Here is a 21,120-nt window from a genome sequence, read left to right on the forward strand (position 1 = left end):
GGGTAGGGGTTGCAGCTGATGACCAGCCCGTCATTACGGGACTGGTCCGTGCATGGGTTGCGGTGCGGGGGTACTTCGGACACGGGGTTCAGTGCAGAAAGTATTGAGTAAATATTAGAACCTCCGCGCCGATCCCCCTATTCCGGGAGGGCAATGTGAGCAACGGCACCGTCCCCACCGGCTCCGTGGCCCGCACGTCTACACCGGCTCCGCGGAAAGGAATCCCTAAGTCCAGCCGGTAGCGGCCAGGAGCCGTTCCTCAAACATGGGGATCATGCTCTGCACGTAGGTCTTGGTGAGGTGGTTATCGTCCTTGTACACGTAAACGTTTCCCACCACGGCCGGGCAGGTGCCGCCGGCGCAGATGAAGTCGCTCAGGTCCATCAGGTGCAGCCCGTCCACCTGGCCGCGATACCTGTCCAGCGGCGACGACTCGGCCAAGGACTCATTCAGTGGCGCATTGCAGTCCGGCGCGTCCGGTCCGTGTTTCTGGACGCACTCGGGCATGTTGATGTGGAATCGGGGGTTGTCCCGGACTCCCACTACGTCCATCCCGGCCTGCGTGAAGGGCCGGATGCCGTCAAGGTAGCCGGGAACTTCGGTTTCGAACGGTGCCTCCGCGTGCGTCAGCGAGGCAACCGTAAACACCGCGTCCGGCCGGTGTTCCATGACGTAGGCTGCGCTGGCCCTGTTGAAGGCGTTGCACTCCTCATCCCGTTCGGGCGATTCGGCGCCGAAGCGGCAGTTCCCCTTGAGCAGCGTCACCACTTCCCAGCCGCGCTCCTTGGCGATCGGGCCCAGTGCAGCCATGTACTGCTGGGCATGGGAGTCACCCAGCACCACGATCTTTTTCGTGACGGTTTCCGGCTTGGTGTTTTGCAGGCATCCGGACAACAGCGGGTCCGAGGGAACGTTGGCATCGGTACAGAGCCCGTCGATATCCGCCCATTCGTCCTTCATGGCCGCTGGGGCAGGAATGATTCGGGCTTCCGGCGTGGGTTTGCCGGCATTCTCGGGCGCCAGGGAGGCGGCCCCCGGGGTCAACTCACGGGGCTGCGCCGCCGCGGCAGCCTCCTCCGCCGTGAGCGTGGTTTGCCACACGGCAACCGGACCGGCGAGCATCCCGCAGCAGGCGGCAACCACGACGGCGGTACGCCAGGACCGCTTCTGCGGCCAGTGCCATTCACGGAGCGGCTTTTCTACAAAGCGGGTAGTGAGCACCGCGAGGACGATGGACGCGGCCACAACGGCCAGGCCCTGGCCCAGCCCTGGCTTCTCGATCCCGGTAGCGGCCAGCGCAAGGACAAGCACCGGCCAGTGCCACAGGTACAAGGCGTAGGAATTGTCGCCCAGGGCAACGAGCGGCTTCCAGCTCAGCAGCCTGTCCACGCCGAACCGGCTTCCGCTCTGGCCTGCAACGATGATCGCCGCCGCCGCCAGGGTTGGCCACAGGGCAATGAAGCCCGGGAAGGAACGGTCCACGGTCAACACCAGGCCACAGGACACCATGGCTGCCAGGCCGGTCCAACCGAGCACTACGCGCAGCGCTTTACCGGGTTTCGCGTAGGGCAGTACCAGGGCCAGCAGCGAGCCCAGGGCAAATTCCCACAGCCTCGTCCGGGTGTCGAAGTAGGCGTAGGCCTGGTTGGTGGCTGTCTGTTCGACAGAATAGGCCAACGACGCCAGGAAAATCGCGGAGAAGGCCGCCACCAGGACCAGCCGGTAACTGGCGTTGGTCCGGCGCCGGAGCCACCGCCACACGAGCGCCGAGCCGGCGAATACGAGCGGCCAGAGGATGAAGACCTGGCCTTGGATGGACAGCGACCAGAAGTGCTGCAGCGGGCTGGCTCCGGAGTGGTCCTGGGCGTAGTAGTCGACGGCGGTATCGGCCAGCAGCCAGTTCTGCCGGTAGAGCAGCGAGGCCCAGGCCTGGTCAAGGACGCCGGGCCAGCGGCTTTGCGGCAGAATCAGCCACGTGCCTGCCAGGATGCCAAGCAAAACTACGACGGCGGCAGGCAGCAGCCGCTTGAAGAGGTGCAGCCAGTGCCGGATGAGGTTCAGGGGTTTGCCGGCCTCGACCTTCCGGACGAAGGATAGCGTCAGCAGGAACGCTGAGATGAGCAGGAAGATGTCCACGCCCCCGGAGACCCGTCCCAGCCACACGTGGTAAGTCACCACCATCAGGACTGCGAGCGCCCTGAGGCCCTGGACTTCCGGCCGGAAGGTCGCTTTGCGTCCCTTGGGGGTCGCTTCATTCGCACGACCGGGAGCGGGCGTGGTTCTCGCAATCGACACAAAAGACCTCTCGCAGCGGGCAACCAAAGCTTCCATGTTACCGATCCGTAATTTCGATGACCAATCAGGGCCGGCCAGTCTACGTAGTCGACATGGCCGGGAAACTATGCTGTCACCAAGCCAGGAAAGGGATCTGACGTGATAGTCCAGATGCGCATTTGTGTTCCCGGAGAGCTCTCCGGTGTCGTGCAGGAATGCTGTGCCGGGCAGACCGGAACCGCCGAAGTCGCGCGTCTTGTGGGGGCGTCCATCCTTCCTCCAGGGGATGTCCTTGAGGTCCAGGTCGCCCGTGAAGCTGTGGAGGAGTTACTGGAGAAACTGCACGTCCTCAAAGTGCACGAAGCGGGGTCCATATCCGTCTCCATGCCGGAACTGGTCCTGTCCCGCCGCGCGGACGCGGCCGAGAAAGCGGCGCCCGGTGACGGGGCTGACGCCATGATCTGGGACGAGGTGACGCGGCAGACCGGTGAGGACTCCCGGCTGACGTGGAGCTACCTCGCCTTCCTCGTGCTGGCAACGCAGCTTGCCGCCATCGGCATTGTGACCGATTCAACGATCGCCATTGTGGGTGCCATGGCGGTGGGGCCGGAATTCGGCCCCCTGGCCGCCTTGGCCGTCGCGGTGGCCCGGGGCCGCTGGCGGCTGGGGCGACGTGCCGCCGTCGCGCTTGGCGTCGGTTTCCCGGTGGCCATGCTTCTGGCGGCCCTGAGCGCCTGGCTGTCCGTCCCGCTTGGGCTCTTTCCGGCCGATGTCCTCAAATCCGGTTCCGCGGTGGAGTTTATTTACCATCCGGGGCCGTACTCGCTGATCGTGGCCGTGCTGGCGGGGGCGGCCGGGATGTTGTCGGTCATCAGCCGGCGTTCGGCTGCCCTCATCGGTGTTTTCATTTCGGTGACCACGGTGCCGGCGGCCGGATTCGTCGCGGTGGCACTGGTCCTCGGCGAATACCAGAAAGCTGCAGGTTCTGCGCTGCAGCTTTTGGTCAACTTGGTGGGGATCGTGGCCGCGGCCGTGGCAGTGCTGGTTTTCTATCGGCTGGTCTCCAGTCGGCTGCCTGCGGACACGGCGCGCCAGCTCAGATGGAAGATGCGGCGGACTCGCGGGTGACGGATACCGGGATCCTCCTGGCCAGGTAGCGGGCGTCGCGGCTGACTCCGGGAAGCGTGGCCGATACCGCCGCGAACAAGAATTCCTGTCCCAGGAAGAACAGGCCAGGTGAATCAAGGGCCACACCGCGTTCCTGCCGGGGCAGCCCGCCGTCGTCCAGGAGGGCGGGATCGATCCAGCTGAAATCATCTTTGAACCCCGTGCACCAGACGACGTTCGATACTTCCAGCCGTGTACCGTCCGCCAGGACGGGCATTCCGTTGTCCACCCCGGCCGCCCGTGGCACGAGGCTGACGCCTGCTGCGGCCAGGTCCTTGGACTTGGTGCGGATCAGCGGAGCGGCGTGTGCTTTGAAGGACGGGGCCGCCTTGCGTCCGATCGGTGTGTTGAGGGTGAGGATGTGCAGACCCAGGAACCGCACGACGGGCAGGAAGTACCTTGCCGCCGTCGGGCCGTGCTTTACCGGGATCTCCCCGCCGGGCTTGCCCGCCACGATCGTCTGATGTGTCCTGGACACTTCGATGCCGATCTCCGCCCCGGAGTTCCCCAGACCTACTACCAATACCGGGCCGTCCTGCAGTTGCCGGGCGTTACGGTATTCGCTTGAGTGGATCTGGACGATGGACGGCGACAGCTCCGCGGCGAAGCCAGGCACCTTGGGGGCCTGGCTGCATCCCGTCGCCACGACGGCATTGTGCGCTTCCCAGCGGCGGCCGTTGGCGACGGCAATGTAGCGGTCTCCTTCCCGCCATAGGCGTTCGATGCGGACTCCGTTGATAACTGGGAGGTCATACTGCGCGGCGTAGCCCTCAAGGTATTCGGCCACTTCATCTTTGGTGGGAAAGGTCAGCGGGTCAGCCGGGAACGGCGCGCCCGGGAGCCCGTCGTACTTGGCCGGAGTAAAGACCCTGAGCGAATCCCACCGCTGGCGCCAGGCGTCTCCGCCCCTCGGGTTAGCGTCGAGGATCAGGAACTTCCGTTGTTGTTCTTTCAAGTAATAGCCCATGGCAAGACCGGCCTGGCCGCCTCCGATGATCATCGTGTCCAGCATTCCGGTCACGTCTTCGTTGTTCATCACTACGCTCCTTTTTCACTGAAGTTGATTCCTGCGGCTGAACCTTCCCGTGTTCCAGCGGCCGGGCTCCCTGCCGCTCCATGTCCTGTCTCCCTGTAGCGCCACCACCACGCCAGCATCAGCGCGGACGCGAGGACATAGGCAAGGTGGAGTGCCCAGATCGGGCCGGCGGGCAGGTTGAAGACGTAGATGGAATGAACAGCATTGGCCACATTGCTCAGTACCAGGTTCCCCAGACTGTAGGAGGCGAGGTCCCGTGTCCGGGCCGCTTTGACCAGCATCGGCAGCATTCCCAAAGCAAACAGCACTGTCGAAAGTGTGCCGGCAAGGACTGGAAGGTTCATGCTTTGAGGCTACGATCGGGGCCAGCCCGCCCGCGTCGGCCAAATCATGTAAATCTGCCGACGGGCCCTATGGGTATTTTTGTGCAGCCCCTTAGCCCGCTAGCCCATGCTCGAACGCATACCTTGTGGCCGCCGCCCGGGAGGAAAGGCCAAGCTTCAGGAAGATGTTGCTGATATGCCGGGCTACCGTCTTTTCGCTCAGATAAAGTTCAGCGGCTATCGCCCGGTTGCCCTCGCCGGAAGCAACGAGCCGAAGGACTTCCGTCTCCCTCGGGGACAGCGGATCCTTTGGTCCGGCGTCGGCGCCATCCCGCATGAGCGAGGCGGCCCAGGCGGCGGCAGGTGCAGCGCCCAACTCCAGGAGCTCAGCATGCGCGGCCTCGAAGTCCATCAGCGCCGAGGGCTCGTCACCAAGCGCCCGGCACGCACGCCCAATGAGTACGCGGCAGCGCGCGGCCTCGTAGGGCACGCCGAGATCCAGCCACAGCTTCCAGGCATTCCGCAGTGCTGGTGACGCACCCGCCGGATCGCCGTTAGCGAGCCGGACCGCGCCGTCGGCCTGGTCGGCAACCGCCCGGACCATGGGCATCGGGCATTCGCGGGCAAAGACTTCCAGCTCGTCGGCGCCCCGCCTCGCCGCTTCCAGGTCGGGTGCGGCCAACTCGATCTCCACCAGGGCGGGCAACAGGTTCCGGCGGGTTGCGACGTCGGCCACGCCGACCGCCCGGCGGATCATCGACTGCGCCTGCTTCGCGTCTCCGCGGGCCAACCACAGGAGCGCCATGCCGGGCTGCGGCTCATAGCCGCTTCTGGCGGCCTGCCGGTAGGAAGCGTCGGCGTCCTCCAGCTTGCCAGTGAGCCGCTGCACTTCGCCCTGCTGGTAGTAGCCGCCATAAAGCGCCTGGGGGTCACCCCGGGTGGAACGTCCCTGGGCTGCTGCCGCCGCCTCCATCGCCTCGGCCCAGGCCCCGTGCAGCCGGAAGATTTCCGCGCGGTGTGACTGGCACTGCCCGCTGAAGGCCACCATGTCAGGGCGGGCGTTGCACCAGCGGTCCAGTGCCGTTGTCCATTGCAATGCCCGCTCCAGGTCAAAGGCCAGGTGGCAGTTGCCAATAACGGCGCAGTAAATGATTCCAGAAGGAATTGGAGACAGTTCCCCGGCCGTCACTGCCACCATGACTTCGTCGAACATCCGGAGGCCTTCGTCGGGGTGCCCGAGCATGAGGGTCGCCTGGCCGGTCCCGAGGAGTGCCAAGGCTGACAGGTCTTTGTCCTGGAATTTCTGGCCGAAGTCCGCCACCTGGGAGAAAACCTGAAGAGCGCCCGCCGGATCACCGCCGTAGAGCTTGCCGAGGCCCATCGGGAGGAGCAGGAGGCCCTGGACGGCATCGGGCTCAGCCAGTTCGTCCACCAACCTCTGGCCGCGGGCAAACCAGCCCCCGGCCCGGGCTGCCTCCCCGAGGTTCATCAGCTGCATCCCCATCCAGCCGGCACACCGGGCGGCGCCGATAACGTCGCCAACGACCAGGTACTCTTCATGTGCCCGGGTGAGGGTGTCCAGACCGGCTGTTGTGTTGCCGGTCAGGATTTCCGCGACGGCAAGCCGGTCAAGGTCCGGTGCAGGCAGTCCGCCCTGCTGGTCGGCATCACGGAAGCTCTCGAAGGCATCGGTCCAGCGGTTCTCGCGGAACGCCGCCCGGCCCTCGTCAATGCCCGCCTCAGCTGTCATCTGGCTGCCTTTCGGATACCGTCCACCCAGCGGTTCAGCCCCTCCACGTGTTGGACGCGACGGTAGTTAAGCGCCACGGTACGCCCGCTGGCGAGCGGGCACAACCTACGAGCGCAGCAGCGCGCGCAGCGTCTGGATCGTGTCGGCGTCCGCTGCCGTCTTGTCGTCCCGGTAGCGCTTGACGCGTGCGAACCGAAGGGCGATTCCGCCGGGATAACGCGAAGACTGCTGGACGCCGTCGATCGCGATCTCAACAACTATGACGGGTTCCATCCAGACAGTGCCCGCCGTGCGCCGCACCTCGATCTCCTGGAACCTTTCGGTCTGCCAGCGCAGCAGCGCGTCGGTAAGGCCCTTGAAGGTCTTGCCCACCATGACGTAGCCACCGGGTTCGCCGAACTCACCGGTCGGATCGAGGGCGCCGAGGTGCAAGTTCGACAGCAGCCCGGAGCGCCGTCCAGACCCCCACTCGCAGGCGAGCACCACAAGATCGTAGGTGAGCACCGGTTTTACCTTGATCCAGTTGGAACCGCGCCGGCCGGCAGCGTAGGCCGACCCGACCGCTTTTACCACCACGCCCTCATGGCCCGCGGCGAGCGCATCGCGGGACACCCGCTCAGCAACGTCCGCATCCGCCGTGATCACCCCCGGAATCCGGTGCGCCGGGGCGATGCGCTCAAGGACGCCGATCCGCGTGGCGAGCGGCTCATCGAGGAGGTCGCGCCCGTCGATATGCAGCACGTCGAAAAACCACGGGTGCAACACCGCGGCGCGCGCCGCATCCGCCCCGAACCTCGCCATGGTCTCCTGGAACGGCCGCGGGCCGCCGTCCTCGTCGAGGGTGAGGGTCTCGCCGTCGAGGATCACCTCACGGACCGGCAGTGCGCGCACTACCTCCACTACTTCAGGCAGCCGGTGGGTCACTTCAGCCAGGGTGCGTGTGTAGATGCGCACGTCGTCGCCGAGCCGATGCACCTGGATGCGGGCGCCGTCGAGCTTGTATTCCACGGACGCCTCCCCTGTTGCCTCCAGGGCTTCGCTTGCGCTGGCCGCAGTGGAGGCGAGCATGGGCTGCACCGGACGCCCGACGACGAGGCCGACGGCGTCAAGCTGGGCTGCCGTGCCCGTCATGGCCAGCAGGGCGGTCTGGCCGAGATCGCCGGAGAGCATCGCCGCGCGGCGTACGGCCTCCACGGGCCGGTCCGCGGCGCGGGCAACGGCGTCCGTCAGCACGCCCTCAAGTGCCCCAGTACGCAACTCACCGAGCAGCACGCCCGCAATGAAGGACTGCTCACGCTCGGTGGCTGCCGCCGTAAGTGTCCGGAGGATCGCGGCGCGTTCCGCCGCGGATCCGGCGCCTGCGATGAGGAGCAACCGGTCCAGTGCCGTATCGACGTCGGCAACGGTCAGGCTCGGCTCGGCGGCCGGCTCCCCCATGGCCGCCGACATGCCGCGCCAGCCGATCCCCACGCGGCCCTGCCGTGGCTTGGCGATCAGCAACCCAACGGCCGGCGCGATGTCCACGGGCCCAAGGCGGCGCAGCAGGCCAGCCAGTGCGTCGATCTTTGCGAGCCGGGAGCGGGTAGACGCGACGGCATCCGAGGTCCTCACGAGCTCGTCGAGCAGCATGGCACCAGTCTGCCACGCCGTCCGATAACGGGCACACGAGTAACTGTCGATGCTGGACAGGGCCGGGACCGCAGTTCCAGACTGGACGCATGGGAATCATCGTCGCGAACCTGTTCATCACCCTCGACGGCGTCTACCAGGGCCCCGGCGGCCGGGAGGAGGACACCGAGGGCGACTTCGCCTTCGGCGGCTGGCAGGCACCAGTGTCCGACGACGAGGCAGGCGCGGCCATCGGCGCCGAGATCGAACGCATCGACGCCCTGCTCCTGGGCCGGAAGACCTACGATATCTTCGCCGCCTACTGGCCCCACCAGTCCGACGACATTGGTGGCACCCTCAACAGGGTGCCCAAGTTCGTCGTTTCCAACAGCCTGACTGATCCGGCCTGGTCTGGCACCACGGTGCTGCCGAATGCCACCACTGCGGGCCGCCTCCGCGAGGAGTACGACCAAGTCCATATGTTCGGCAGCGGTGTCCTCATCCGTTCACTCCTCGCCGCGGACGTCCTGGACCGCCTCCACCTGTGGCTGTATCCGGTCACTTTTGGGGCAAGGCAAGCGCCTCTTTGACGCCGGAACCATTCCCGCGACCTTCCGCCTCGCCGAGCCGGCGCGCAGCTTCCCGAAGGGGGCGGTGTCGCTGGTGTACGAGCGCGCGGGCGACGTCGAGACCCAGGAGATGGGCGCATAGTGCCGTAAACGGCCCAACCATGCACAACGGCACAAAAAACCGGCCCAGCAGATGCTGGACCGGTTTTTGTGCAATGACGTACTGCGGTGGCCCTGGGCCCACGTCGTCCGTGGGCCCACACCGGCGAGGGACCCAAGTCGAGCGAAGCCAGACTTGGGAGCCGGTGGGGACTAGTGGCTGTGGCCTGCGTGCTCGTCTTCTTCAGCGGGCTTCTCCACCACGAGGGTTTCGGTGGTGAGGACCAGCGCGGCGATGGACGCCGCGTTGCGCAGTGCTGCACGGGTGACCTTGACGGGGTCGATGACACCGGCGCCGATCAGGTCCTCGTACACGCCGGACTTGGCGTTGAAACCGTTGTTGGTCTCAAGCTCTGCAACCTTGGCCGTGACAACGTAGCCGTCGAACCCGGCGTTCTGGGCGATCCAGCGCAGCGGCTGGACCAGGGCGCGGCGGACGATGCCCACAGCAGCAGCGGCGTCGCCCTCGAGGGCCTTGACTGCAGGGTCCTCGTCGAGTGCCTTGAGCGCGTGGATCAGCGCGGAACCGCCGCCGGCGACGATGCCTTCTTCGAGGGCAGCGCGCGTGGAGGACACTGCATCTTCGATGCGGTGCTTCTTTTCCTTCAGCTCAACCTCGGTGGCTGCGCCAACCTTGATCACGCCGATGCCGCCGGCCAGCTTGGCCAGGCGTTCCTGGAGCTTTTCCTTGTCCCAGTCGGAGTCGGTGCGGGTCAGTTCGGCGCGCAGCTGGGAAACCCGGGCTGCGACGTCTTCTGCGGAACCGGCTCCGTCAACGATGGTGGTGTTGTCCTTGGTCACCGTGATGCGGCGGGCGGTACCCAGCACCTCGAGGCCAACGGTATCCAGGCTGAGGCCCAGTTCCGGGGAGACAACCTGCGCACCGGTGAGGGTGGCGATGTCCTGCAGCATGGCCTTGCGGCGGTCGCCGAAGCCCGGAGCCTTGACGGCAACCACGTTCAGGGTGCCGCGGATACGGTTGACGATCAGCGTGGAGAGTGCTTCGCCTTCAACGTCTTCGGCAATGATGAACAGCGGCTTGGAGCTCTGCAGTGCCTTCTCCAGCAGCGGCAGGAAGTCCTGGACCGAGGAGATCTTGCCCTGGTTGATCAGGATAAGGGCGTCTTCGAGGACGGCTTCCTGACGTTCTGCGTCGGTGACGAAGTACGGGGACAGGTAGCCCTTGTCGAACTGCATGCCCTCGGTGAGGACCAGTTCGGTCTGCGTGGTGGAGGACTCTTCGATGGTGATGACACCATCCTTGCCAACCTTGCCGAAGGCTTCGGCGAGGAGCTCGCCGATTTCGTCGCTCTGGGCCGAGATGGCTGCAACGTTGGCAACCTGGGTGCCTTCAACCGGGCGGGCGTTCTCAAGCAAGCGGGCTGCAACGGCTTCGACGGAAACCTCGATACCGCGCTTGATCTGGCCAGGAGCAGCGCCGGCAGCAACGTTGCGCAGGCCCTCCTTGACGAGGGCCTGGGCCAGCACCGTTGCGGTGGTGGTGCCGTCGCCGGCAACATCGTTGGTCTTGGTGGCTACTTCCTTGGCCAGCTGGGCGCCAAGGTTCTCGTACGGGTCATCCAGCTCAACTTCGCGGGCAATGGTGACGCCGTCGTTGGTGATGGTGGGTGCTCCCCACTTTTTGTCGAGGACAACGTTGCGGCCACGGGGGCCGAGCGTCACCTTGACAGTGTTGGCGAGCTTGTCGATGCCGGCTTCAAGAGACCGGCGCGCAGCGTCGTTAAACGCAAGCTGCTTTGCCATGGTTGTGTCCTTTCAAGACAGAACCCCGCGCAGCTGACCAGCGGAATGCATGGTCAGCGGCACGGGGATCCAAAGAGTTACTTTACGACGATCGCCAGGACGTCGCGGGCGGACAGCACGAGGTACTCGGTGCCGCTGTGCTTGACTTCGGTTCCGCCGTACTTCGAGTAGATAACGACGTCGCCTTCAGCAACGTCCAGGGGAACGCGGTTGCCGTTGTCGTCAAAGCGGCCGGGGCCTACTGCAACAACTTCGCCTTCCTGCGGCTTCTCCTGTGCGGAGTCCGGGATGACCAGGCCGGAAGCCGTGGTCTGCTCGGCTTCGAGCGGGCGGACAACAATACGATCCTCAAGAGGCTTAATAGAGACCGACACTCGGACCTCTCCTTTTCGTCAGCAAATTTATGGACTGGAGAGCTGGGGCGCCGTGGCTGGCAAACCGTCGTCGCGGTGCCGGCAGCAGCCTGGCTGGCAGCTCTTCATGTGTTAGCACCCTCCTAGGGAGAGTGCTAATGACGACTCTATGTAAGGGGTTAGCACTCGGTCAAGGCGAGTGCCAGAATTTTGCCTCGGGTGAACAAGATCAGCGGCCTGCGAGGTCGTCGAAATCAACGTCCTCATCGCCTTCGTTGCCCTCATCACGGCCGTTGCCCCGCCGAAGATACAGGACGACGGCGCCGGCTACGGCGGCCAGCAGGGATATCACCAGGAGGATAACGCCGCCGAGCCGGGCCGCGGAGTACAGGTCCCTGATCTCGCGTGCCTCGTCCGTCGCGTCCTGGATATCCTTGCCGCCAACGGAGTACACGGTGGCGTTGAAGGTGTCCAGGAAGAAGATGATCACCAGCAGGGCGGTGCAGACAACCGCCACGGCAACCCCGGCAATCAGTGCGGGACGGGCGAACTTCACCAGGCCTGGGGTGTTCGGATGTGGCTGTTCGGACGGCTGTAGGCCTGCGCTGTCTTCCATGCCTTCAACCCTATCGGCATCTCACCGTGGCGCTCCTCCACTACTCTTGAACGCATGGCTCAAGCACCGCAGGACCAGATCGCACCACTGCTCACGAGCGAAGGCTGGGACCTGCTGGCGTCCCTTGGCCCCTACCGCGAAGACACCTCATTCGAGCTGAATTCAACGCTTCGCAAGGCTGGCCACTCGCCCGCCCTGGTATCCGCGGTCCTCACGCAGTCCCGGCTGCGCACGAAGGCGGAACTGAAGTTCGGCGAGTTCGCCCGGAGCATGCTCTTCACTCAGGCGGGGCTGGAGCAGGCCACCCGGCTGAACGTCGCTGCCCGGCACGCCGAGCGTTTCGCCCACGCCGGCATCAGCCATGTGGCTGACCTCGGCTGCGGGCTCGCAGCCGACTCCTTGGCGCTGGCCTCGATGGACATCACCGTCACCGCCGTCGAAATGGACGAGACCACGGCCGCCTGCGCCACGGTGAACCTCATCCCGTTCCCCAACGCCACCGTGGTGCACTCCGATGCGACGTCCGTGCCGCTGGACGGGATCGACGGCGTCTGGCTGGATCCGGCCCGCCGGGTCACCTCCACGTCCGGAACCACACGGATCTGGGATCCGGAAGCTTTCTCACCGCCGCTGTCCTTTGTGGAGTCGCTTGCCGCGTCAGGCCGTGCGGTCGGGGTCAAAATGGGCCCCGGGATGCCGCACGAATCCGTGCCGGCGGACTGCGAGGCCCAGTGGGTCTCGGTGGGCGGCGACGTCACTGAGGTGACGCTGTGGTTCAACGCGGTGCGCAGGCCAGGCATCCGACGGGCTGCACTGCTCCTGGGTCCCCAGGGTGCCGCCGAAATCACCAGCGCCGAAGATTTCGGCGCTGGTCCCACGGCACCGGTGGGCCCGGTGGAGGGCTACCTGTACGAGCCCGACGGCGCGGTGATCCGCGCAGGGCTGGTGGCCGATGTCGCCCTTGAACTGGGCGGGCACCTGGTGGACGAGCACATCGCCTACATTTGCGCTCCTGACCTGGTGGACACGCCGTTCGCGCGGGCCTACAAGGTTATGGAGGTCATGCCCTACAACGTCAAGGCACTCAAGGCCTGGGTCAAGGACAACGGCATCGGCGTGCTCGACATCAAAAAGCGCGGCACGTCAGTCACCCCGGAGGAACTGCGGAAGCAGCTACTTGCCGCAGGTAAGGGCGGCAAGAACAGCAAGAAGGCCGGAAACAAAACAGCCACCCTGGTCCTGACCCGCATAGGGGAGGACCGGGTGGCCATCGTGGTGGAACCGGCCTGAGAGCTACTGGGCGCGCGTGAATTCCTCCGCGGCCCTGACCTGCTCGTCGGCGGGCCGGACGCCGGTGTAAAGCACAAACTGCTCCAGTGCCTGGATGGTGGCCACTTCGGCCCCGGTGATCACTGGCTTTCCTGCGGCGCGCGCCGCCTTGATCAGCGGCGTCTCAGCGGGGAGTGCCACGACGTCGAACACTACTTTGGCTGCCGCGATCGTGCCTTCGGGGAAGGACAGGGAGTCCGCATCCGGACCGCCTTGCATACCGATAGGCGTGACATTGATGATCAGGTCCGCCGTGCCGCCGTCGAGCGCTGCGCGCCAACGGAACCCGTAGAGGTCGGCGAGGGGCCGCCCGGCGTCCTCGTTGCGCGCAATCACGGTGACGTCGGTGAAGCCGGCGTCGCGGAGGGCCGCCACGGTGGCCTTCGCCATGCCGCCGGCACCCTGGACCAGGACTGAGTAGCCCACTGGAACCGCGTGCGACCTAAGCAACTTTTCAATGGCCGTGTAGTCCGTGTTGTAGGCCTTGAGGTGCCCGTCCGTGTTCACGATGGTGTTCACCGAATCGATGGCCTTGGCCGAGGGGTCCATCTCGTCCACGAGCGCGATCACGTCCTCCTTGTACGGCATGGAAACCGCACAGCCGCGGATCCCCAGTCCCCGGACGCCCGCAATGGCCTGGGCGAGGTCCGTCGGAGCGAAGGCCTTGTAGATCCAGTTCAGGCCCAGCTGGTCGTAGAGGTAGTTGTGGAAGCGGGTCCCGTTGTTGCTGGGCCGCGCCGACAGCGAGATGCAGAGGGTCATGTCTTTATTAAGAATGGGCACCGGTCCATTAAACGTGATTCAACCCAACTAAGTAGCAGCAGATGTCGTTATGAGGGTCCAAAACGACATCTGCTGCTACCCAGTGGGGTTAGGGGCAGCCGGTGCCGGCCGGGAAGCTTCCGACGGCGGCGGGCAGCTTCCCGCGGGCCGTCGCCTTGCCTGCCAGCACGGCCGCCAGTGCGTCGAAGGCACCAGCGCTGCGTCCGTACAAGGCAACCTTGACCGGAGCCGCGGAGTCCTGCAGCGGCCAGGGCGCGTCGAGCGCCACTGCGATGTCACCACCGGCAGGAGCACCGCCATAGCCGATGAGGCTGACTACAGGCCCCCCGCCAATAGCCAGCCCGGCCCTCGCAGCAGCGGCCTCGAACCGGGCCCTGTCCTGGGGCGAGCCACCGGACACCTGGACAGCGCCGGGCACCAGCGGCCCGCTGCAGGGTCCGGCCACCACTGTCACAGCGGCAGCGGAAACCCTGGCCGAGAGGTCCTGGCCGCTTCCGGGAGGCGACCCAGGGAAGGACGCAGGGGTCCTGCCACGCCAGACCATCATGGTCACGACCCGTTGCGCGGCTTCGTCCAAGCGTGCCGGCGACAGACGCCCGCCGGCCACGGCGCCCACGATGGACGCGTGGGCCTGTCCAACGTCCGTGGGCATCAGCAGCAGGTCGGCCCCGGCGGCGAGCGCAGCCACGGCAGCGGAGCCTTCCGGATACTGCTTCTGGACAGCACCCATATTGAGGGCGTCCGTTACTGCTACGCCCTTGAAGCCCATGCCCCGGAGCGCGGCGTAGGTGTGCGCGGACAACGACGCCGGCACGCCGGGTTCCAGCGCAGGTACGGCGATGTGCCCCGTCATAACCATGGGCACACCGGCGGCGACGGCGGCCCGGAAGGGCTTCCAGTCGCGGGCTTCGAGGTCGGCAACAGTGGCTGGCTGCACCGGCAGGTCCTGGTGCGAGTCCACGGTCACCGAGCCGTGACCGGGGAAATGCTTCACTGCTGGGAGGACACCTGCCTCCTGCATCCCTTGGGAGAAAGCCACGCCCAGTGCCCCGGCGGTATCCGGGTTCCCTGACATGGACCGTGCACCGATCGTGGGATCCGCGGGGCCGATCGTGACGTCCGTGTCCGGTGCGAAGTCCACGTTGAAGCCCAGCGGCGCGAGTTCGGACGCCACCGCACGGCCGGCGTCCTTCGTGAGCGCCGCGTCCCCGCCCGCACCATAGCTCATGGGCGCCGGCCATTCAGTCAGAGGCGCACCGAGCCGGGACACCACGCCGCCCTCCTGGTCCACGCCAATGAGGCCGGGCCACGTCCGGCCGTCCGCGCGGGCTGCGGCAGCCAGGCGTGCGGTGGTGGCTGCCATGGCCGCCGGATCTACCTGCTTCCGCGCATCCACGGGAACGTTGTCCCCCATGATGATCGAGCCCGCCAGGTGCAGGCGCTCGATGGTGGCGGCGTGGGCTGTAGCGTCCGCGCCGGTGAAGAAGGGCATCAGGACCTGGCCGGCTTTCTGTTCCACCGTCATGGCGGCCACCGCCGCCGCGGCCGCATCCTTGTCGCGCTGCAGCGGACCCCAGCCGAGAGGCCTGGCCCCGGGATCAGGTGAGGCAGAGGGCGACGGCGGTGCCGGCGTCGTCGTTGGTTTGGCTGCAGACGGCGGCGGGCTGGGAGTGGAGGACTGGGAGGAAGGGGTGGGCGCCGGAGTGGGGACGCCCGTACAGGCGGCCAGGGTGGCCACTGCTGCCAAAATGAGGGTGGTTTTGTGAAAACTGTCACGGGTCCGCGGGAACAAGGCCATCAATACGATGCTACCCCTGCACTAGACTTGAACCACCCGTTCGCCCGTCCGGCCGCCGCCTGCCAGGGCAGTCCGCCGGGGCGGCGTGCGCCAGGGACAACCGAACAGTTAGGGGAACGCATGAAGATTGATTTCGCTTCATCGAGGCAATCAACTCTTGGTGTGGAATGGGAGCTGGCGCTCGTGGACGGCCAGACCGGAGAGCTCGCCTCCGTGGCCAACGAAGTACTCCGTGGCGTCGCCGCCAAACACCCGGAACTGAACGAGGACGACGAACACCCCCACATCAAGCAGGAACTGCTGCTGAACACAGTGGAGCTTGTCACCGGCGTCTGCGAGACGGCCGGCGAAGCCAAGGAAGATCTCAGCAGGTCCCTGGCCGCGGTCCGCGAAATCACCGACCCCATGGGCGTGGAAGTCTTCTGTGCCGGGAGCCACCCCTTCAGCCCGCCCCAGCTGCAGCCCGTGACCGACAAAGCCCGGTACGCCAAGCTGATCGACCGTACCCAATGGTGGGGCCGGCAGATGGTCATTTATGGTGTGCACGTCCATGTGGGCCTTGACCGGCGCGAGAAGGCCCTTCCGGTGCTGGACGGCCTGGTCAACTATTTCCCGCACTTCCAGGCACTGTCGGCGTCGAGCCCGTTCTGGGGCGGCGAGGACACCGGCTATGCCTCCCAGCGGGCGCTGATGTTCCAGCAGCTGCCCACCGCGGGGCTGCCGTTCCAGTTCGCCACCTGGGATGAATACGAGTCCTACGTCCAGGACATGTTCACCACGGGCGTGATCGACACCCTGTCCGAAATCCGCTGGGACATCCGTCCGGTTCCCAATCTGGGCACCATCGAAATGCGCATCTGCGACGGCCTTGCCACGCTGGAGGAAGTGGGCGCGATTGCCGCCCTCACACAGTGCTTGGTGGACGAGTTCTCCACCACCCTGGACAACGGCGGAACCATCCCCACCATGCCGCCGTGGCACGTCCAGGAAAACAAATGGCGTGCCGCCCGCTACGGCATGGAAGCCATCATCATCCTCGACGCCAAAGGCAGGGAGCAGTTGGTCACGGACCATCTGCTGGAGACCCTGAACCGGCTGGAGCCCGTGGCAGCCAAGCTCGGCTGCCCGGACGAGCTCGCCGACGTCGAGAAAATCATCAGCCGCGGCGCCGGTTACCAGCGCCAGCGCCGTGTGGCCGCCGAGAACGGCGGGAACCTGCAGGCCGTGGTGCTGGACCTGGTCAAACAGATGCGTAACGGCCCCACGGCCTGACCGCTGCGCCAGCTCTCTTAGCGTTGCTCTATCACTTGTGGTCCCTAAACCCTCGGTTTAGGGACCACAAGTGATAGAGCAACCGGGGAAATTCAGGCGGGAAGCGAAACCGCGGTGACCGGCATCGAGGAGTCCGGCGCGAAGCGGATCCCGCTGGGCGCCACTCCGGCCATGACCAGCTGTGCACCCAGGGCTGCGACCATGGCACCGTTGTCCGTGCAGAGGTCCAACGGCGGGACGTGCAGCTTGATCCCGGCGGACGCGCAGCGCTGGCCGGTCAGCTCGCGCAGCCTGGAATTGGCGGCGACGCCGCCGCCGAGCAGGACGTCCTTGATTCCGTTCTCCCGGCAGGCCAGCACGGCCTTTGAAGTGATCACGTCCACCACGGCTTCCTGGAAGGCAGCTGCGATGTCTGCCACCGGAACGTCTTCGCCGCGGGCTTCGAACTGCTCCACGCACCGGGCCACCGCGGTTTTGAGGCCGCTGAAGGACCAGTCATAGCGGTGCGGACCCGGTTCGTCGGCAGAGCCCATGTACTTGGGCTGGGTGAGGCCGCGCGGGAAGCGGATGGCCTTGGCGTTGCCGGTCCTGGCCAGCTTGTCGATGGCGGGACCGCCCGGATAGCCGAGGCCCAGGATGCGGGCCACTTTGTCGTAGGCTTCGCCGGCGGCGTCGTCGATCGTGGAGCCCAGTAGCTGAACGTCGTCGGTGATGCTGTTGATTTTGAGGATCTCAGTGTGGCCGCCGGACACCAGGAGGGCGCCGAGGTTCTCCGGCAGCCGTGGGGCGCTGCCTGACTGGCCGTCGAGCAGGCCCACGCCCACGTGGGCCACCAGATGGTTGATCGCGTATAGCGGCTTACCGGTGGCCACGGCCAGGGCCTTGGCCGCGCAGACGCCCACCATGAGGGCGCCTGCCAGTCCGGGTCCCGACGTGACCGCGATGGCATCCACGTCCTCCAGTTCCACACCGGCGTCGCCCAGGGCCTGCCGCAGCGTGGGCACGAAGGCATCCAGGTGTGCCCGGGAGGCAATCTCGGGGATCACTCCGCCGAAGCGCACGTGTTCGTCCATTGAGGAGGAAACCGTATTCGTCAGCAGCGTCGTCCCGCGGACAATTCCCACTCCGGTCTCGTCGCAGGAGGATTCGATGCCCAGCACCAGGGGCTGCGAGCGGTTCATGGCTGGTCTGCTTCCGTTGTGGTGGGTTCGTCCGGTGTCAGCTGGAGCCGCATGATCAGGGCGTCCACGCCGTCGCGGTAGTACCCGCGGCGCACATGGATCTGCTCAAACCCGAAGCGCAGGTACAGCTGCTGGGCCCGGGGGTTGTCCGCGCGGACCTCAAGCAGGACGTCCTGGGCGCCGCGCCCTGCTGCTTCCTCGATCAGCCGGGTCAGCAGGGCCGAGCCGATCCCCCGCCCCTCGAATTCAGGGACGACGGCGATGGTCTGGACGTCCGCGATGGGCTCGATGCACATCAGGCCGGCGTAGCCCACGATCCCGGAAGCCGCTTCGGCCACCAGATACCGGCGCGTGTCCGTCTGCGACAGCTCGTCGAAGAACATGTGGAGGGGCCACGCATCTGCGGGGAACAGCCGCTGTTCCAGGGCGTTGACCGTGGGCACGTCCTCCAGCGTCATGTCGCGCAGGACCACCCCGTCAACTCCGGGCACGGCCGGGGTGCTCACAGCGCCCGCTTCCGCGGCCCGGGCACCTGCGCATCGGATTCGCGGAGGTACAGGGGCGTTGAGTCAGGCAGCTCACCGCCAGCGGCCAGCCGCGCCAGCGCGAACTGGCCAAGGTACAGGGCATCGGGCTGTTCGGCGCTGAAGGCAGCGTTGGCCTTCAGTACGTCGGAGTACAGCCCTGCCCCGGCGCCGTAGGCGGGCAGGTCGGGGAGGTCCGCGGCGAAGCCCACGTGCGGGCCGTCCTCCAGCTGAGGCAGCTGGCCGTCCTGCAGGCTGTAGCGCGCCCAGTAGACCTCTTTCCGGCGTGCGTCCGTTACCACCAGGAATTCGCGCACCGCGTCAGTGGATTCGGCGACTTCCAAGGCGACAGCGTCCAGGCTCATCATGCCGTGCAGGGGCTTGTTCCAGACAAACGCCAATGTCCGCGCGGTGGCGATGCCGGACCGCAGGCCGGTGAACGGACCAGGACCCACGCCGGTGACGATGGCATCGACGTCGCTGCCTGAGACCCCTGCCGAGGCGAGCAGTTCATTAATGCCCGGCGCGAGCACCTCGGCGTGGCTCCTGGTGTCCTCGGTGGCGAAGCTGGCCACGACGCCCTCCAGGGCGTCATCGGACACCAGTGCGGCGCTGGCAACGGCGGATGTGTCGATGGCAAGAATAAGCATCAGGATGTCCCTTCGATGATTTCGCCGAGGGCAGGCCTTGACGCCCAGCGCGGACCGAAGCCACGCATCACGATAGTGCGGGGCTCGTCATCGTCGTCGGTGTCAAAGTCCAGGACGTCGGGTTCACCCTCATGGGCTCCAGCCGCAGCATGCGGTTGCGTTGGCGGCACACCGATAGCGCGGTGCAGGTCAATTTCGAGGCGGCTCTCGCTCAGGTGTTCCACCTGGCCGCGGCCCCATTCCACCACCGTCACGGCCGAATCCATGGTGTTTTCCAGGTCGATGTCGTCAATCTCCGACGCCGAGCCCAACCGGTATGCGTCCACGTGCACCAGGTCGGGGCCGCCGGGACGGGGACCGTCGGGCAGGTTGGGGTGGATCCGCACCAGTACAAAAGTGGGCGAGATGACGCCTGACCGTACGCCCAGCCCCTCCCCCAGGCCTTGGGTGAAGGTGGTCTTCCCGGCCCCCAGTTCGCCGGTCAGCACCAGCAGGTCCCCGGCGTCCAGCACCGACGCCAAAGCCGCGCCGAGCTCATGCGTCTGGTCCGCCGTCGACACGCTGACGGTCCACTCCCAGTTGGCGCCGGGATCCGGGCTGGCGCCGGGATCCGGGCTGGCACCGGCGGCTGGAAGGCTCATGGCGTGGGCTGCTTCGCGGAGACAGGCACGGCGGACTCGTTGATGAACTGGCGCGGAACCCGCGGGCTGATCCGGGTCACGATCTCATAGTTGTTGGTTCCGGCGGCGCGCGCCCAGTCCTCTGCGGTTGGCCCGCCGTCGGCGCCGCTGCCGAAGATTTCTGCCTCCGCACCCAGCAGCCCGGCACCGGCCGGTCCCGCGTCGCCGAGGTCGAGCACCATCTGGTCCATGGCGATCCGTCCCACCACCGGATAGGTATGCCCAGCCACCCGGACTGGACCGCCCGTGGCTACGCGAGGTATGCCGTCCGCGTAGCCGACGGGGATCAGGGCCAGGGTGCTGGGGCTGGTGGTGTGGTAGCGCAGTCCGTAGGAAACCCCCTGTCCCTCCGGCACGTGTTTGCACTGCGACACGAGGGTCCGCAGTGTCATGGCCGGGCGGAGGCCCAGTTCGTCGGACGTCTGGCCTTCGAACGGGGAGAGGCCGTAGATGCCCAGGCCCACGCGGACGAGATCGAAGTGGGTGTCCGGCCGGGACAGCGTGGCCGGGGTGTTCGCAAGGTGGCGGACTTCCGGGTCCACGCCCGCATCCTCGGCCACGGCCAGCACCTCACGGAAGGCAGCGAGCTGGTGGTCCGTCTCGGGCCGTTCAGGCTCATCGGCGACGGAGAGGTGCGAGAAAATGCCCACTACCCGAAGGAGTCCTTGGTCCTGGTATTCGAGGGCCTCGCCCACCAGGTGGTCCCAGCCGTCCAGCGTGACGCCGTTCCGGCCCAAGCCCGTGTCCACCTTGAGGTGGATCCGGGCTGGGCGTTCCTGTTCGCGCGCGGCGGCAACAATCCTGTCCAGCTCCCAGCCGGAGCATCCGATGTCGATCCCGGCCGCCACTGCCGCGCCGAAGTTGCTTTCGGTGGTGTGGAGCCAGGCCAGCATCGGCGCATCGATGCCCGCGGTCCGGAGTGCGAGGGCTTCGGAGATGTGGGCGACGCCCAGCCACGAGGCCCCTGCTTCAAGGGCGGCACGGGCCACGGGAACCGCGCCGTGCCCGTACGCGTCGGCCTTCACCACCGCCATGACCTTCGCGGGCGACGCCGCGTCGGCCAGCCTGCGGACATTGTGGCGGATGGCGTCCAGGTCGATGATGGCGGAGCGTTCGTAGAGCGGATCCGCTCCTGGGGCTGCGCTGAAGTCACCGGTTGCTACGGGGTAAGTCACCTTAGTGATTCTAGTGCGGGCGGCCCAGCCGCATTTCACGGCCGGCTAAACGCTTGTCCCGGGAACCGGTAACTCAGTGCCCAGGGACCCAGCGTCTCGGTGCCTCAGG

At 66.4% G+C, this 21,120-nt stretch carries 18 protein-coding genes and 1 pseudogene; 4 read left to right on the forward strand and 15 right to left on the reverse strand.

The window, feature by feature from the left end; all coding sequences use genetic code 11:
• Positions 1–225: 225 nt before the first annotated feature.
• Positions 226–2,331 carry an acyltransferase family protein gene (locus tag ACFC25_RS00275; protein WP_376043056.1) on the reverse strand — a complete coding sequence of 702 codons (2,106 nt, stop codon included), beginning with the start codon at positions 2,329–2,331 and terminating at the stop codon, positions 226–228.
• A gap of 102 nt (positions 2,332–2,433) precedes the next feature.
• Here ACFC25_RS00275 and ACFC25_RS00280 point away from each other — a divergent pair, with 102 nt between their 5' ends.
• Positions 2,434–3,402 carry a DUF389 domain-containing protein gene (locus ACFC25_RS00280; RefSeq protein ID WP_376043058.1) on the forward strand — a complete coding sequence of 323 codons (969 nt, stop codon included), beginning with the start codon at positions 2,434–2,436 and terminating at the stop codon, positions 3,400–3,402.
• Here the strand turns inward: ACFC25_RS00280 and ACFC25_RS00285 are convergent.
• From ACFC25_RS00285 to ACFC25_RS00300, 4 genes are all read right to left on the reverse strand, one after another.
• Positions 3,371–4,477, reverse strand: a complete 1,107-nt coding sequence (locus tag ACFC25_RS00285; protein WP_376043060.1) for a flavin-containing monooxygenase — start codon at positions 4,475–4,477, stop codon at positions 3,371–3,373. The genes ACFC25_RS00280 and ACFC25_RS00285 overlap by 32 nt on opposite strands.
• A gap of 2 nt (positions 4,478–4,479) precedes the next feature.
• The gene (locus tag ACFC25_RS00290) at positions 4,480–4,821 is read right to left on the reverse strand and encodes a hypothetical protein (protein ID WP_376043062.1); all 342 of its coding nucleotides are present in this window, start codon (positions 4,819–4,821) and stop codon (positions 4,480–4,482) included.
• Positions 4,822–4,912: 91 nt separating this feature from the next.
• Positions 4,913–6,550, reverse strand: a complete 1,638-nt coding sequence (locus ACFC25_RS00295) for a LuxR C-terminal-related transcriptional regulator (protein ID WP_376043064.1) — start codon at positions 6,548–6,550, stop codon at positions 4,913–4,915.
• Positions 6,551–6,655: 105 nt separating this feature from the next.
• Positions 6,656–8,179 (reverse strand): ATP-dependent DNA ligase, encoded by a 1,524-nt coding sequence (locus ACFC25_RS00300; protein ID WP_376043067.1) that lies wholly within the window; start codon positions 8,177–8,179, stop codon positions 6,656–6,658.
• A gap of 89 nt (positions 8,180–8,268) precedes the next feature.
• Between ACFC25_RS00300 and ACFC25_RS00305 the strand changes: the two are divergent.
• Positions 8,269–8,869: pseudogene (locus ACFC25_RS00305) on the forward strand (dihydrofolate reductase family protein).
• Positions 8,870–9,039: 170 nt separating this feature from the next.
• Here ACFC25_RS00305 and groL read toward each other — a convergent pair.
• From groL to ACFC25_RS00320, 3 genes are all read right to left on the reverse strand, one after another.
• Entirely contained in the window at positions 9,040–10,650 is a 1,611-nt protein-coding gene (gene groL, locus ACFC25_RS00310; protein WP_337346930.1) for a chaperonin GroEL, read from the reverse strand.
• 77 nt (positions 10,651–10,727) lie between these two features.
• Positions 10,728–11,024, reverse strand: a complete 297-nt coding sequence (gene groES / locus ACFC25_RS00315) for a co-chaperone GroES (RefSeq protein ID WP_050054380.1) — start codon at positions 11,022–11,024, stop codon at positions 10,728–10,730.
• Positions 11,025–11,232: 208 nt separating this feature from the next.
• Complete coding sequence (locus ACFC25_RS00320) at positions 11,233–11,619, reverse strand: hypothetical protein (RefSeq protein WP_376043071.1); 387 nt, start codon at positions 11,617–11,619, stop codon at positions 11,233–11,235.
• A gap of 54 nt (positions 11,620–11,673) precedes the next feature.
• Here ACFC25_RS00320 and ACFC25_RS00325 point away from each other — a divergent pair, with 54 nt between their 5' ends.
• A complete protein-coding gene (locus tag ACFC25_RS00325) occupies positions 11,674–12,909 on the forward strand; it encodes an SAM-dependent methyltransferase (RefSeq protein ID WP_376043073.1) in 1,236 nt (411 codons plus the stop codon).
• Positions 12,910–12,912: 3 nt separating this feature from the next.
• On the opposite strand, the gene ACFC25_RS00330 is transcribed toward ACFC25_RS00325, so the two are convergent.
• Positions 12,913–13,731, reverse strand: a complete 819-nt coding sequence (locus tag ACFC25_RS00330) for a shikimate 5-dehydrogenase (protein ID WP_376043075.1) — start codon at positions 13,729–13,731, stop codon at positions 12,913–12,915.
• Positions 13,732–13,819: 88 nt separating this feature from the next.
• Positions 13,820–15,256: a glycoside hydrolase family 3 N-terminal domain-containing protein gene (locus ACFC25_RS00335; protein WP_376043962.1), complete on the reverse strand. Its 1,437-nt coding sequence runs from the start codon at positions 15,254–15,256 to the stop codon at positions 13,820–13,822.
• 393 nt (positions 15,257–15,649) lie between these two features.
• Between ACFC25_RS00335 and ACFC25_RS00340 the strand changes: the two genes are divergently transcribed.
• Complete coding sequence (locus ACFC25_RS00340) at positions 15,650–16,801, forward strand: glutamate--cysteine ligase (protein WP_376043078.1); 1,152 nt, start codon at positions 15,650–15,652, stop codon at positions 16,799–16,801.
• Between the two features lie 92 nt (positions 16,802–16,893).
• On the opposite strand, the gene tsaD is transcribed toward ACFC25_RS00340, so the two are convergent.
• The 5 genes from tsaD to alr are packed head-to-tail and all read right to left on the reverse strand — an operon-like array spanning position 16,894 to position 21,011.
• On the reverse strand, positions 16,894–17,982 hold the full coding sequence (gene tsaD, locus ACFC25_RS00345) for a tRNA (adenosine(37)-N6)-threonylcarbamoyltransferase complex transferase subunit TsaD (RefSeq protein WP_337350880.1): 1,089 nt from the start codon (positions 17,980–17,982) through the stop codon (positions 16,894–16,896).
• A complete protein-coding gene (gene rimI / locus ACFC25_RS00350; protein ID WP_337346935.1) occupies positions 17,979–18,440 on the reverse strand; it encodes a ribosomal protein S18-alanine N-acetyltransferase in 462 nt (153 codons plus the stop codon). Before rimI ends, tsaD begins: the two co-directional genes overlap by 4 nt.
• Before the next feature lie 44 nt (positions 18,441–18,484).
• Complete coding sequence (tsaB, locus tag ACFC25_RS00355; RefSeq protein ID WP_337346924.1) at positions 18,485–19,156, reverse strand: tRNA (adenosine(37)-N6)-threonylcarbamoyltransferase complex dimerization subunit type 1 TsaB; 672 nt, start codon at positions 19,154–19,156, stop codon at positions 18,485–18,487.
• A complete protein-coding gene (gene tsaE, locus ACFC25_RS00360; protein WP_376043083.1) occupies positions 19,156–19,797 on the reverse strand; it encodes a tRNA (adenosine(37)-N6)-threonylcarbamoyltransferase complex ATPase subunit type 1 TsaE in 642 nt (213 codons plus the stop codon). Before tsaE ends, tsaB begins: the two co-directional genes overlap by 1 nt.
• Positions 19,794–21,011 carry an alanine racemase gene (gene alr, locus ACFC25_RS00365; protein WP_376043086.1) on the reverse strand — a complete coding sequence of 406 codons (1,218 nt, stop codon included), beginning with the start codon at positions 21,009–21,011 and terminating at the stop codon, positions 19,794–19,796. Before alr ends, tsaE begins: the two co-directional genes overlap by 4 nt.
• Positions 21,012–21,120: the final 109 nt, after the last annotated feature.

Origin of the sequence: Pseudarthrobacter sp. NPDC055928 (assembly GCF_042270935.1) — a bacterium.
In the GTDB taxonomy this organism is placed as follows: Bacteria; Actinomycetota; Actinomycetes; order Actinomycetales; family Micrococcaceae; genus Arthrobacter.

Bases quoted from the DNA above. Each gene is read 5' to 3' on its own strand.
- ACFC25_RS00290 (WP_376043062.1), bottom strand. From the start codon at position 4,821: ATGAACCTTCCAGTCCTTGCCGGCACACTTTCGACAGTGCTGTTTGCT.
- ACFC25_RS00335 (WP_376043962.1), bottom strand. From the start codon at position 15,256: ATGACGGTGGAACAGAAAGCCGGCCAGGTCCTGATGCCCTTCTTCACC.
- ACFC25_RS00340 (WP_376043078.1), top strand. From the start codon at position 15,650: ATGAAGATTGATTTCGCTTCATCGAGGCAATCAACTCTTGGTGTGGAA.
- ACFC25_RS00295 (WP_376043064.1), bottom strand. From the start codon at position 6,550: ATGACAGCTGAGGCGGGCATTGACGAGGGCCGGGCGGCGTTCCGCGAG.
- ACFC25_RS00275 (WP_376043056.1), bottom strand. From the start codon at position 2,331: ATGGAAGCTTTGGTTGCCCGCTGCGAGAGGTCTTTTGTGTCGATTGCG.
- tsaB (WP_337346924.1), bottom strand. From the start codon at position 19,156: ATGCTTATTCTTGCCATCGACACATCCGCCGTTGCCAGCGCCGCACTG.
- ACFC25_RS00320 (WP_376043071.1), bottom strand. From the start codon at position 11,619: ATGGAAGACAGCGCAGGCCTACAGCCGTCCGAACAGCCACATCCGAAC.
- ACFC25_RS00285 (WP_376043060.1), bottom strand. From the start codon at position 4,477: ATGAACAACGAAGACGTGACCGGAATGCTGGACACGATGATCATCGGA.
- ACFC25_RS00300 (WP_376043067.1), bottom strand. From the start codon at position 8,179: ATGCTGCTCGACGAGCTCGTGAGGACCTCGGATGCCGTCGCGTCTACC.
- tsaD (WP_337350880.1), bottom strand. From the start codon at position 17,982: ATGAACCGCTCGCAGCCCCTGGTGCTGGGCATCGAATCCTCCTGCGAC.
- tsaE (WP_376043083.1), bottom strand. From the start codon at position 19,797: ATGAGCCTTCCAGCCGCCGGTGCCAGCCCGGATCCCGGCGCCAGCCCG.
- ACFC25_RS00325 (WP_376043073.1), top strand. From the start codon at position 11,674: ATGGCTCAAGCACCGCAGGACCAGATCGCACCACTGCTCACGAGCGAA.
- rimI (WP_337346935.1), bottom strand. From the start codon at position 18,440: ATGACGCTGGAGGACGTGCCCACGGTCAACGCCCTGGAACAGCGGCTG.
- groL (WP_337346930.1), bottom strand. From the start codon at position 10,650: ATGGCAAAGCAGCTTGCGTTTAACGACGCTGCGCGCCGGTCTCTTGAA.